This window comes from Pseudomonas sp. TUM25319 (genome assembly GCF_056388475.1).
The window spans coordinates 6,342,182-6,354,320 of sequence record NZ_CM150751.1 but is presented as its reverse complement, the minus strand read 5'-3'; the positions used below and the strand labels follow the sequence as shown (position 1 = coordinate 6,354,320).

13 protein-coding genes are annotated in these 12,139 nt (G+C 65.6%); 11 read left to right on the top strand and 2 right to left on the bottom strand.

Annotated features, from left to right (window positions below; translation table 11 throughout):
• The 11 genes from ribD (at position 1) to AC05QJ_RS28690 (ending at position 8,224) form a co-directional block, all read left to right on the top strand.
• Positions 1–1,131 (top strand): bifunctional diaminohydroxyphosphoribosylaminopyrimidine deaminase/5-amino-6-(5-phosphoribosylamino)uracil reductase RibD, encoded by a 1,131-nt coding sequence (gene ribD / locus AC05QJ_RS28740; RefSeq protein WP_476744584.1) that lies wholly within the window; start codon positions 1–3, stop codon positions 1,129–1,131.
• Between the two features lie 45 nt (positions 1,132–1,176).
• The gene (locus AC05QJ_RS28735) at positions 1,177–1,842 is read left to right on the top strand and encodes a riboflavin synthase (protein WP_476744583.1); all 666 of its coding nucleotides are present in this window, start codon (positions 1,177–1,179) and stop codon (positions 1,840–1,842) included.
• 17 nt (positions 1,843–1,859) lie between these two features.
• Entirely contained in the window at positions 1,860–2,951 is a 1,092-nt protein-coding gene (ribBA, locus tag AC05QJ_RS28730; RefSeq protein ID WP_476744582.1) for a bifunctional 3,4-dihydroxy-2-butanone-4-phosphate synthase/GTP cyclohydrolase II, read from the top strand.
• Between the two features lie 90 nt (positions 2,952–3,041).
• Positions 3,042–3,518, top strand: coding sequence for a 6,7-dimethyl-8-ribityllumazine synthase (gene ribH, locus AC05QJ_RS28725; RefSeq protein ID WP_476744581.1), 477 nt, complete (start codon positions 3,042–3,044; stop codon positions 3,516–3,518).
• A complete protein-coding gene (gene nusB, locus AC05QJ_RS28720) occupies positions 3,515–4,015 on the top strand; it encodes a transcription antitermination factor NusB (RefSeq protein WP_476744580.1) in 501 nt (166 codons plus the stop codon). Before ribH ends, nusB begins: the two co-directional genes overlap by 4 nt.
• Positions 4,016–4,033: 18 nt before the next feature.
• On the top strand, positions 4,034–4,999 hold the full coding sequence (gene thiL, locus AC05QJ_RS28715) for a thiamine-phosphate kinase (protein WP_476744579.1): 966 nt from the start codon (positions 4,034–4,036) through the stop codon (positions 4,997–4,999).
• Complete coding sequence (locus AC05QJ_RS28710; RefSeq protein WP_476744578.1) at positions 4,996–5,499, top strand: phosphatidylglycerophosphatase A family protein; 504 nt, start codon at positions 4,996–4,998, stop codon at positions 5,497–5,499. Before thiL ends, AC05QJ_RS28710 begins: the two co-directional genes overlap by 4 nt.
• 48 nt (positions 5,500–5,547) lie before the next feature.
• Positions 5,548–6,258 (top strand): substrate-binding periplasmic protein, encoded by a 711-nt coding sequence (locus tag AC05QJ_RS28705; protein WP_476748028.1) that lies wholly within the window; start codon positions 5,548–5,550, stop codon positions 6,256–6,258.
• A gap of 126 nt (positions 6,259–6,384) precedes the next feature.
• Positions 6,385–7,002, top strand: a complete 618-nt coding sequence (gene ribA, locus AC05QJ_RS28700) for a GTP cyclohydrolase II (RefSeq protein WP_476744577.1) — start codon at positions 6,385–6,387, stop codon at positions 7,000–7,002.
• A complete protein-coding gene (locus AC05QJ_RS28695) occupies positions 6,999–7,418 on the top strand; it encodes an MFS transporter (protein ID WP_476744576.1) in 420 nt (139 codons plus the stop codon). The genes ribA and AC05QJ_RS28695 overlap by 4 nt, the downstream gene beginning before the upstream one ends.
• Positions 7,418–8,224 (top strand): cobalamin-binding protein, encoded by an 807-nt coding sequence (locus AC05QJ_RS28690; RefSeq protein WP_476744575.1) that lies wholly within the window; start codon positions 7,418–7,420, stop codon positions 8,222–8,224. The genes AC05QJ_RS28695 and AC05QJ_RS28690 overlap by 1 nt, the downstream gene beginning before the upstream one ends.
• Here AC05QJ_RS28690 and AC05QJ_RS28685 read toward each other — a convergent pair.
• On the bottom strand, positions 8,202–10,076 hold the full coding sequence (locus AC05QJ_RS28685; RefSeq protein ID WP_476744574.1) for a TonB-dependent receptor domain-containing protein: 1,875 nt from the start codon (positions 10,074–10,076) through the stop codon (positions 8,202–8,204). The genes AC05QJ_RS28690 and AC05QJ_RS28685 overlap by 23 nt on opposite strands.
• 79 nt (positions 10,077–10,155) lie before the next feature.
• Complete coding sequence (gene dxs / locus AC05QJ_RS28680; protein ID WP_476744573.1) at positions 10,156–12,051, bottom strand: 1-deoxy-D-xylulose-5-phosphate synthase; 1,896 nt, start codon at positions 12,049–12,051, stop codon at positions 10,156–10,158.
• Between the last annotated feature and the right edge of the window lie 88 nt (positions 12,052–12,139).

Below are 12,139 nucleotides of genomic sequence, written 5' to 3'. Positions count from 1 at the left end.
ATGCCCACAGAACGCGCCGTGCTTGACGCCCATTACATGGCGCGCGCCATCGAACTGGCGCGCAAGGGCCTGTATTCGACGCACCCGAACCCGCGTGTCGGCTGCGTGATCGTCCGTGACGGGCAGATCGTCGGCGAAGGCTGGCATGTACGTGCCGGCGAACCCCACGCCGAAGTCCACGCCTTGCGTCAGGCCGGCGAACGGGCCCGTGGCGCCTGCGCCTACGTCACGCTGGAGCCGTGCAGCCACTACGGACGCACGCCACCGTGCGCCGAAGCGCTGGTCAAGGCGGGTGTCGGGCGGGTGGTCGCGGCGATGCAGGACCCTAACCCGCAGGTGGCCGGCAATGGCCTCAAGCGTCTGGCCGAAGCCGGTATCGAAGTCGCCAGTGGTGTGCTCGAAGCCGAAGCGCGGGCGCTGAACCCCGGATTTCTCAAGCGCATGGAACACGGCCTGCCGTACGTGCGGGTGAAGCTGGCGATGAGCCTGGACGGCCGTACCGCCATGGCCAGCGGCGAGAGCCAGTGGATCACCGGCCCTGCGGCGCGTTCGGCGGTGCAACGCCTGCGCGCCCGTTCCAGTGTGGTGCTGACCAGCGCCGCCAGCGTCCTGGCCGACAACGCACGGATGACCGTGCGTGGCGACGAACTGGGTCTGGACCCTGAAACCACTGCTCTGGCACTGGCCCGCCCGCCGCTGCGCGTGCTGATCGACGGTCGCCTGCGCCTGCCGCTGGACGTGCCGTTCTTCCAGGCCGGTCCGGCGCTGGTGGTCACCGCCGCTGCGGACGATCCACGCTACGCCGCAGCCGGCCACGAGTTGCTGCATCTGCCGGGCAACGACGGCCAGGTAGACCTGTCCGGGTTGCTGCTGGAACTGGCCCGACGCGGCACCAGCGAAGTGCTGGTGGAGGCCGGACCAGGCCTGGCCGGTGCATTCGCCCGGCTCGGGCTGGTGGACGAGTACCAGTTGTTCGTCGCCGCCAAATTCCTCGGCTCCAGCGCTCGCCCGCTCATCGACTGGCCGCTGGCGCGGATGAGCGAAGCGCCGGCCCTGAAAATCACCGAAATGCGTGCGGTAGGCGATGACTGGCGAGTCACTGCCATCCCCGTGCCCGCCCCAGGCGTATAATTCGCGGCTTGCGCCCACGGCGCGGCCTGTTCTCTAGGAGGACCCATGTTCACCGGCATCATCGAATCCATCGGCAGCATCCGTTCCATCACCCCCAAAGGCGGCGACGTGCGGGTCTATGTCGAAACCGGCAAGCTCGACCTGGGCGACGTCAAATTGGGCGACAGCATCGCGGTCAACGGCGTCTGCCTCACCGCAGTAGAACTGCCGGGCGACGGCTTCTGGGCTGACGTCAGCCGGGAAACCCTCGACTGCACCGCCTTCGACGACCTCAAGGCCGGCAGCCGGGTCAACCTGGAAAAGGCCCTGACCCCGACTACCCGTCTGGGCGGCCATCTGGTCAGCGGTCATGTCGACGGCGTCGGCGAGATCGTCTCGCGCAGCGATAACGCCCGCGCCATCCAGTTCCGCGTACGCGCACCGAAGGACCTGGCCAAGTACATCGCCCACAAGGGCTCGATCACCGTCGACGGCACCAGCCTGACGGTCAATCAGGTCGATGGCGCCGAATTCGAGCTGACCATCGTCCCGCACACCCTGGCCGAAACCATCATGGCCGACTACCGCCCCGGGCGCCGGATCAACCTCGAGGTCGATCTGCTGGCCCGTTATCTGGAGCGCCTGCTCCTGGGCGACAAAGCCGCCGAGCCGAACCAAGGCAGCGGTATCACCGAAAGCTTCCTGGCCGCCAACGGCTACCTGAAATCCTGATTAGAAGGGGGTGCCGCGTGGCGCTCAACACCATCGAAGAACTGGTCGAAGACATCCGCCAGGGCAAAATGGTCATCCTGATGGATGACGAAGACCGCGAGAACGAAGGCGACATCATCATGGCGGCCGAGTGCTGCCTGCCGGAACACATCAACTTCATGGCCAAGCACGCCCGCGGCCTGATCTGCATGCCGATGACCCGCGAGCGCTGCGAGACCTTGAAGCTGCCGCTGATGGCGCCGCGCAACGGTTCCGGCTTCGGTACCAAGTTCACCGTGTCGATCGAGGCCGCCGAAGGCGTGACCACCGGCATCTCCGCCGCCGACCGCGCCCGCACCGTGCAGGCGGCTGCCGCCAAGGATGCCAAGGCCGAAGACATCGTCAGCCCTGGCCACATCTTCCCGCTGATGGCCCAGCCGGGTGGCACCCTGGCCCGCGCCGGCCACACCGAAGCCGCCTGCGACCTGGCGCGCATGGCCGGCTTCGAGCCGAGCGGCGTGATCTGCGAAGTGATGAACGATGACGGCACCATGTCCCGTCGTCCGGAACTGGAAGTCTTTGCGGCCGAGCACGGCCTGAAGATCGGCACCATCGCCGACCTGATCCACTACCGGATGATCCACGAGCGCACCATCCAGCGCATCGCCGAGCAGCCGCTGGACAGCGAACTGGGTCACTTCAACCTGGTCACCTACCGCGACTCCGTCGAAGGCGACGTGCACATGGCCCTGACCCTGGGCAAGATCTGCGCCGAAGAGCCGACCCTGGTCCGCGTCCACAACATGGACCCGCTGCGCGACCTGCTGCTGGTCAAGCAGCCTGGCCGCTGGAGCCTGCGTGCGGCGATGAGCGCCGTGGCCGAGGCCGGCAGTGGCGTGGTACTGCTGCTGGGTCACCCGCTGGACGGCGACGTGCTGCTGGCGCACATCCGCGAAAGCGCCGGCGATGCCCAGGCCAAGACCCCGACCACCTACAGCACCGTCGGTGCCGGTTCGCAGATCCTGCGTGACCTCGGTGTGCGCAAGATGCGCCTGATGAGTTCGCCGATGAAGTTCAACGCGATATCCGGATTCGATCTGGAAGTTGTAGAATACGTGCCCTCCGAATGAGCCGACGGCGTTTGACCGTCGTCGATTCGTGACCAAAACTCCCACAGGCCGCGTTTTTGCGGCCTGGCTCTTTAAGATGAGAACCCCGCAATGTCCCTGAAGACCATCGAAGGTACCTTCATTGCCCCCAAAGGTCGCTATGCTTTGGTGGTTGGCCGCTTCAACAGCTTCGTCGTCGAAAGCCTGGTGAGCGGTGCCGTTGACGCCCTGGTTCGTCACGGCGTGAGCGAAAGCGACATCGTCATCATCCGTGCTCCTGGCGCGTTCGAGATTCCGCTGGTTGCGCAGAAAGTCGCTCAGCAAGGCGAATACTCGGCCATCATCGCCCTGGGCGCGGTGATCCGTGGTGGTACCCCACATTTCGAATACGTTGCGGGCGAATGCACCAAGGGCCTGGCCCAGGTGTCCATGGAGTTCGGCGTACCGGTGGCCTTCGGTGTCCTGACCGTCGACTCGATCGAACAGGCCATCGAGCGTTCCGGCACCAAGGCCGGCAACAAGGGCGCTGAAGCCGCTCTGTCCGCTCTGGAAATGGTCAGCCTGCTGGCGCAGTTGGAGGCCAAGTGATTAGCGACGAAAGCGATCGTTTCAACCCGCGCGATCCGAAACCCGCCGATGCGGGCAAGCCCTCCAAGAGCGCCAAGCGTCGTGAAGCCCGCAAGCTCGCGACCCAGGCGCTGTATCAGTGGCACATGGCTCAGCATTCGCTGAACGAGATCGAAGCGCAGTTCCGGGTCGACAACGATTTCAGCGATGTCGATGGCGCCTACTTCCGCGAGATCCTTCACGGGGTCCCGGCGAAGAAGACCGAAATCGACGTCGCCCTCAAGCCTTGCCTGGACATGGCCCTGGAAGAACTCGACCCGGTCGAGTTGTCCGTACTGCGCCTGTCCGCGTGGGAGCTGCTGGTCCGCCATGACGTTCCTTACCGCGTGGTGATCAACGAAGGTATCGAGCTGGCCAAGGTCTTCGGCTCCACCGACGGCCACAAGTTCGTCAACGGTGTCCTCGACAAGCTCGCGCCCGTGCTTCGCGAAGCCGAAGTGAAGGCATTCAAGCGCTGATCCTGGCGCTTCCTGCCCATGGGTGAGTTCGAGCTGATCCGCCAGTTCTTCGCCGCCGCGCCCTGTGCGCAAGGTGGCGAAGGCGTTGCGCTCGGCATCGGTGACGATTGCGCGCTGCTGGCACTGGCTGCCGGTGAACAACTGGCGGTTTCCACCGACACGCTGGTGGCCGGGGTGCATTTCCCCGCCGTCAGCGATCCTTTCCTGCTCGGCCAGCGTTCGCTGGCGGTAGCGGCCAGTGACCTGGCCGCCATGGGCGCTGCTCCTCTTGCCTTTACCCTCGCCTTGACCCTGCCGGACGTCAGTGCCGACTGGTTGCGCGCCTATGCCGAAGGGCTGAACCGCATGGCCACGCACTGCGGCCTGGCGCTGGTGGGTGGCGACACCACCCGCGGCCCCTTGAGCCTGACCATGACCGTGTTTGGCCGGGTGCCTGCCGGCCAGGCGCTGACCCGTGGCGGTGCCCGTCCGGGCAACCTGGTCTGTGTCGGTGGCGAGCTGGGCAATGCGGCCGGTGCGCTGCCGCTGGTACTGGGTGAGCGCGAGGCCGAGGCAACCTTCGCCGGGCCGCTGCTGTCCCATTACTGGTCGCCCTCGCCGCAACTGGCGCTGGGGCAGGCCCTGCGAGGCAAGGCGACGGCGGCGCTGGATATTTCCGACGGGCTGCTGGCTGACTGCGGCCATATCGCTTCCGCTTCGAAGGTGGCGCTGCGCCTCGATCTGCAACGGTTGCCGTTGAGCCCGGCGCTCCTCGGCTTCCTCGGCCGGGAGCAGGCGCGCCAGGCGGCGCTGACCGGGGGGGATGACTACATCATTGCCTTCACCTTGCCACCTGCCGAACTGGACGCTCTGCTCGAAGACGGCTGGCCGGTGCACGTGGTGGGCCGTGTCGAGGCGGGCAGCGGCGTGAGCCTGCACGACGCCGAGGGCCGTGACATCACTCCGGCCGTACGCGGCTATCAACACTTTAGGGAGACACCGTGACCGATCACCCCAAACAGGTGCCAGCGGAAAACGTTCCGCCTTCGGTCTGGCGCAACCCCTGGCACTTCCTGGCTTTCGGCTTCGGCTCCGGCACTTTGCCCAAGGCCCCCGGTACCTGGGGCTCGCTGGTGGCGCTGCCGTTCGTACCGCTGTGGCAGATGCTGCCGGACTGGGGCTACTGGCTAATGCTGGGGCTGACCATGCTGTTCGGCTTCTGGCTGTGCGGCAAGGTCGCCGATGACCTGAAAGTCCATGACCACGAAGGCATTGTCTGGGACGAAATGGTCGGCATGTGGATAACCCTGTGGTTGGTGCCAGAGGGTTGGCTATGGTTGTTGGCAGGTTTTCTGATGTTCCGTTTCTTCGACATCCTCAAGCCCTGGCCCATTCGCTGGGTGGACCGGCACGTGCACGGTGGTGTCGGCATCATGCTCGATGATGTCCTGGCCGGGGTCTTCGCCTGGCTGGCCATGCAAGGGCTGGTATGGAGTCTGGCTTAAAGGGAGTGGGTAATGCGTGGATGGCGGCAGTGGCTGTTGGTGGTAGCCATGATGGCGGGAATGGCGGGAGCGGCTCGGGCTGACGGCGTGCCGTCGCAGGTCCGGCTGGCCAGCGAGACCTGGCTCGATTACACCAACGCAGATGGCACCGGCGTTGCCTGGGATGTCCTGCGCAAGGTATTCGAGCCCGCAGGCGTCAAGGTCGTGGTATCCAGTGCGACCTACTCCCGGGCTATCGGCCTGGTGAAACGCGGCGAGGCAGATGCCTGGGTCGGCTCCTATCACGAGGAGAACGGCGACAACCTGTATCCGCGCTGGCATTTCGATTCCGACCACATCTACGCCCTGAGCCTGATCGACAAGCCGGTGCCGACCGGGGAAACCCTGGGTCAGTTCCGTCTGGCCTGGGTGCGAGGCTACGACTACCAGAACTACCTGCCCGATATCTCTCCGGACTTCCGCGAAGTGCAGCGTCGCGACGGCATCTTGCCGATGCTCGAACGGGACCGGGTGGATTTCTACATCGATGCGCAAACTGAAGTGGAATACGTGCTGAGCCAGTCGGACCATCCCGAGCGGTTCCGCAGCACCCATGTCGCGGAACTGCCGCTGTACCTGGCCTTCGGCAAGACACCACAAGGCGAGGCACTGCGCGACCTGTTCGACAAGCGCATGGACATGCTGGTGCGCAATGGCGAGTTGCGGCCGATCTTCCAGCGCTGGAAACAGCCATACCCCTTCGATCAGCCAGCGAAATAGGCGAGGGTGGGCCCGGGCATTATCGAACTTTTCGATCTGTTCACCCAGTAATTCAGCCTAAGCACCGACCCGAGCTGCTGTTACAATCGGCCCACGTCAATTTTCATGCATATTCAGGAGCACAAGGTGCCCGTCGTTTTTGTTGCTGCTTCCAAGCTGCCTACGCCTTTCGCGACTTTCACCATGCACGGTTTTCTCGACGAAGCCACTGGCCGCGAGCACGTCGTGCTGAGCCTGGGCGATATCGCCGATGGCCAGCCGGTATTGGGCCGTCTGCATTCCGAGTGCCTGACCGGTGATGCGCTGTTCAGCCAGCGTTGCGATTGCGGTTCCCAGCTCGAAGCGGCCCTGCAGGCCATCGCCCGGGAAGGGCGTGGCGCGCTGCTTTATCTTCGCCAGGAAGGCCGTGGCATTGGCTTGCTGAACAAGATCCGCGCCTATGAGCTGCAGGATGGCGGCGCCGATACCGTCGAAGCCAACGAGCGGCTGGGCTTTGCCGCCGACCAGCGTGACTACGGCATGTGCCGGCCGATGCTGGAGCACCTGGGCGTCACCTCGCTGCGCCTGATGACCAACAACCCGCGCAAGGTCAAGGCGCTCACCGACATGGGCATCGTGGTCGCCGAGCGGGTGCCGCTGCACACCGGTCACAACCCGCACAACAAGCATTACCTGGCCACCAAGGCCGGCAAGCTCGGCCACATGATGGGCAACGAGCACCAGGGCGAGGCGGGTCGGGCGTGACCCGTGGCCAGGTGCGTCGCCGCCTGACCATCGCCTGGTTGCAATACCTGGTGGTGGCGCTGGCGCCGCTGCTGGTGTTCTCCTGGGCCTTTGGCGACAGCGAGCCGGTCATCCCGATCCTGGCCATGCCGATGTTCATCGCCGGCGTGGCCTCCATGTTCCTGACCCTGCCGCGTTTCGGTGTGTACAAGCACGCCCTCATCGCCACCGGCAAGGCCCTCGACAGCGAGGCGGAACCCGCCGCCTGGATCGAGCTGGCGAGGGTCCGCCGCCTCGGCATGCTGTTCGCCTGCCTGCCGGCCTGGATTGCCGCGCTGTCGGTGCTGGTTGGCCTGGAGGCGGTGCCGCAGATTCTGCTGGCAATCTCCAGCGTGGTCATCCTCTACCTCTACCGTATCCCTCGCCAACTGGCCTGATGCGCGCCCTCGTCCTGCTGCTGTCGCTGGCGTTTGCCTGGCCGCTGGCGGCGGCGCAGCGGGTGGTCAGCCTGGCGCCGTCGTTGTCGGAAATCGTCGTCGAGCTGCAGGCCGGCGAGCTGCTGGTGGGCGTGCTCGACGCCGGTGAACGACCTCCAGAACTGACGCAAGTCCCCTCTGTGGGCCGTTACGGGCAACTCGACCTGGAGCGCCTGCTCAGTCTCAAGCCCGACCTCATCCTGCTCTGGCCCGCCAGCGTACCCCCGGCCCAGCGCGCCCAGCTCGAACGCCTGGGCATCCCGCTCTACAGCGCCGAACCCCATGACCTGGACAGCCTGATCGCGCAGATCGAAACCCTCGGCGAACGCCTGGGCCGCGCCGAGCGCGGGCAGGAGTACGCCGGCCAACTGCGCGCCCGCTTGCATTCATTGCGTGAGCAGTACCGGCGCGAGTTGCCGTTGCGGGTGTTCTATCAGGTCTGGGACAAGCCGCTGTACACCGTCGGTGCCGGGCAGATCATCAGCGATGCGCTGAAGGTGTGCGGCGCACGCAACGTATTCGATGACCTGCAACTGCCGGCGCCACAGGTCAGCATCGAAAGTGTGCTGCTGCGTGATCCCCAGGTGATCCTTGCCGGTGACCGGGCGCAACTGGCGGCGTGGAAAACCTGGACTCAGGTGGCGGCGGTACGCAATGAGCAGTTGCGGCTGGTTCCGGACAAGGGCCTGGAGCGCCCCAGCGGCCAGATGATCGAGGCGACCGCCCGGCTGTGCCAGGCGCTGGCTACAGTGCCGGCGTCCAGGTGATTGCCAGCAGCCAGCTGCGGCCGGTCTCGCGATAGTCGTAATAGGTGCCTGCGTGGTTGTACTGGGCACGGGCATGATCCTTGTCCAGCAGGTTCTCGGCCTTCAATTCCAGTCGGACTTCGTCGGTCAGTGCCCAACTGGCCCGGGCTCCCAGCAACCCGTAGCCGCCCAGCGAGCGCTGGTTCTTGTCGTCGGCGTAACTGCCGCTGACCGCTTGCCACGATGCGCCGAGCCCCAGGCGATCGAACTGCCGGTCCAGGTCGAGGCTCAGGGTGCGTCGGGCCCGGCGTTCCAGGGTGTGGCCGCTCTCGCGATCACGCGGATCCATCAGCGCCACGGCCAGCTCGCTTCGCCAGCCATCCCAGTCCTGCTTGAGCGCGGCTTCGAAGCCGATGATCCGCGCCTGACTGACGTTGTACGGGATGTCCCGGAAGATGATCGCGTCGCGCAGGTCGGTGCGGTACAGCGAGGTTTCCAGGCGGCTGTCTTCGCTCAACTGGCTGCGCCACTGCAGCTCGTAGCTCTTCGAGCGCTCGGGCTTGAGGTTCGGGTTGCCGAAGCCTGGGTAATAGAGGTCATTGAACGTCGGTGCCCGGAAGCCTTCGCTGTAGGACAGCAACACATCGTTGTCGGCGTTGACCGGCAGGGTGAGGCTGCCGCTCCAGGTGTTCTGGCCGCCGAACTGCTGGTTGCGGTCGCGGCGCAGGCCCAGTTCGGTGGAAAAGTGCTCGCCTGCGTAGCGGTGCTGGATGAACGCGGCGCGGTTCCAGCGGCTGTCTTCGGCGAAGGGTTCGCTGGCGTTGAGCCGGTCTATCCAGGCGTCGCCGCCGAGCATCAGGCTGTGCTGGTCGTCGAGGCGCAGATCGTTCTGCCAGGTGATGGCGTCGCGATAGGTATTGAGTACGTCGGACTGGCTGCTGAGCTTGTCGCGGCTGTGGTCGCGGTTCTCGCTGTGGCCCAGTTCCAGGCGGCTGTGCCAGGTTTCGCTGAGCTGTGCTGCCAGCCAGGTGCTCAGGCTGCTGACAGCGAAGTCGCTGTAGGGCTTTTGCGGCAGGCTTTCACCGGTTTCGAGCACGTAGCGGCCGAAGGGATTGTCGAATTCACGGCGGCCCTGGCTGTCGAGCAGGTTGGCGCCCACTTCCAGATTGTCGTTCAGCCGGTGCGACAGGCTCAGGTTGAACGAACGGTTGCGGTAGCCATCGTGGTCGTTGTCGCTGGCGTAGGACTGGCGGGTGTCGTTGATACCCGCGCTCTCGTCCAGGCTGGCGCCGAGGCTGAAGCGGGTGCGCTCGTCGCCGCCGGACAGGCCGAGGCTGCGCTGGACCGTTTGCTGGCTGCCAACGGCCAGGCGCAGACTGGCGCGAAGCCCAGGCTCGCTGCTGCGGCGAGTGAAGATCTGGATCACCCCGCCCATGGCGTCGCTGCCGTAGATCGCCGAGCGCGAGCCGCGCAGCACTTCCACGCGCTCGATCTGGTTGATGTCCAGGTACTGCAGGCCGCTGTCGCCGGACGAGGTGTTGGCGATACGCTGGCCGTCAACCAGTACCAGGCTCTGGGCCGAGCGGGTGCCGCGGATGAAGATCGCCGGCAGACTGCCGCGGCCGCCGGTGCCGGCCACCTGCACGCCAGGCACGCGAGTCAGCAGGTCGGTGAGGTTGGCGGGCTGCAGGCGCTCGATGTCGTCGCGGGTGAAGACGCTGCTGGCGGCACTGGATTGGCTGCGCTCCTCGACCTGGCGGCTGGCGCTGATCACCACGTCAGGCAGTTGCAGAGCGGTGTCACGGTCCAGGGGCTCGGCGAGCAGCGGGGCGGGGAGGCAGAACAGCAGTGGGGTGAGCCGAGGAATTTTCATTTGGCTTCTATCGCTATCGCCGGCAACGCCGGCTCCCACAGAATGTCTGTGGGAGCCGGCGTTGCCGGCGATGAGGCCGTTACAGGCCCAACCGTTGCAGGCGCTGGCGCACGGCGTTTTCGATACCGGCTTCGTCCAGCCCGCACTCGGCCAGCATCTGCGCAGGCTTTGCGTGCTCGACGTAGATATCCGGCAGGCCCAGGTGCAGCACAGGCTTGAGCACGGCTTCGCGGGCGAGGAATTCGCTGACCGCCGCACCGGCGCCGCCCATGATGGCGTTCTCTTCGACGGTCACCAGCAGGTCGTGGTCGGCCGCCAGTTGCAGTACCAGCGCCTCGTCCAGTGGCTTGACGAAACGCATGTCGACCACGGTGGCGTCGAGGGTTTCGCCGACCTTGAGGGCTTCGGCCAGTTGCACGCCGAATACCAGCAAGGCGACCTTGCGGCCCTGGCGGCGGACCACGCCCTTGCCGATTTCCAGCGGTTCGAGGCTATCGTCGATCGGTGCATTCGGGCCGCTGCCGCGTGGGTAACGTACTGCAGCCGGGCCGTTGTACAGGTGGCCGGTGCTGAGCATCTTGCGCAGCTCGTTCTCGTCGCTCGGGGTCATCACCAGCATGCCGGGGATGCAGCGCAGGTAGGACAGATCGTAGCTGCCGGCGTGGGTCGGGCCGTCTTCACCCACAAGGCCCGCGCGGTCGATGGCGAACAGCACGTCGAGGTTCTGTACCGCGACGTCATGGATCAACTGGTCGTAGGCACGCTGCAGGAAGGTGGAATAGATCGCCACCACCGGCTTGGAGCCTTCGCAGGCCATGCCGGCGGCTAGGGTCACGGCATGCTGCTCGGCGATCGCCACATCGAAGTAACGCTGTGGATAACGTTCGCTGAAGGCCACCAGGTCGGAGCCTTCCTTCATCGCCGGGGTGATGCCCACCAGGCGCTCGTCGGCAGCGGCCATGTCGCACAGCCACTGGCCGAACACCGCGGAGTATTTCGGACCGCTGGGCTTTTTCGGCGCGGCGGGCTTGTCGACGGGTTCGAGCTTGGTGATGGCGTGGTAGCCGATCGGATCGACCTCGGCCGGGGCGAAGCCCTTGCCCTTTTTGGTCACCACATGCAGGAACTGCGGACCCTTGAGGTCGCGCATGTTGCGCAGGGTCGCGATCAGGGTCGGCAGGTCGTGACCGTCGATCGGGCCGATGTAGTTCCAGCCCAGTTCTTCGAACAACGTACCGGGCACCAGCATGCCCTTGGCGTATTCCTCGGTGCGGCGGGCGATTTCCCAGGCGCCGGGCAGGCGCGACAGGACCTTCTTGCTGCCCTCGCGCATGCTGGCGTAGGTGCGGCTGGACAGGATCTTGGCCAGGTAGTTGGACAGGCCGCCGACGTTGCGCGAGATCGACATGTCGTTGTCGTTGAGGATCACCAGCATGTCGGCGTTGACTTCCTGGGCGTGGTTCAACGCCTCGAAGGCCATGCCGGCGGTGAGGGCGCCGTCGCCGATCACCGCGATGGACTTGCGCGACTCGTTGCGCAGCCGGGCGGCGATGGCCATGCCCAGGGCGGCGCTGATCGAGGTGCTGGAGTGACCGACGCCGAAGGTGTCGTACTCGCTCTCGCTGCGGCGCGGGAAAGCGGCGATGCCGTCCTTCTGGCGCAGGGTGTTCATGCGCTGGCGGCGGCCGGTGAGGATCTTGTGCGGATAGGCCTGATGCCCGACGTCCCACACCAGGCGGTCGTCCGGGGTATCGAAGACGTAGTGCAGGGCGACTGTCAGCTCGATGACGCCGAGGCCGGCACCGAAGTGACCGCCGGTCTGGCCAACCGTATAGAGCAATTCCTGACGCAGTTCGTCAGCCAGGTTCTCCAGGTCGGCTTCGGCCAGACGCCGCAGGCCGGCTGGCGTATCGGCACGGTCCAGCAGCGGCGTGACCGGGCGTTCGCGGGGGATCTCTTGAAACGTCGTGGGCATCAGGCGAGTCGTTATAGGTTTGAAGACGCGGCAGTTTACCCCATTGGGGAGAGACTGCACATTTTGGGGTGACTGCCAGGGCCTCATC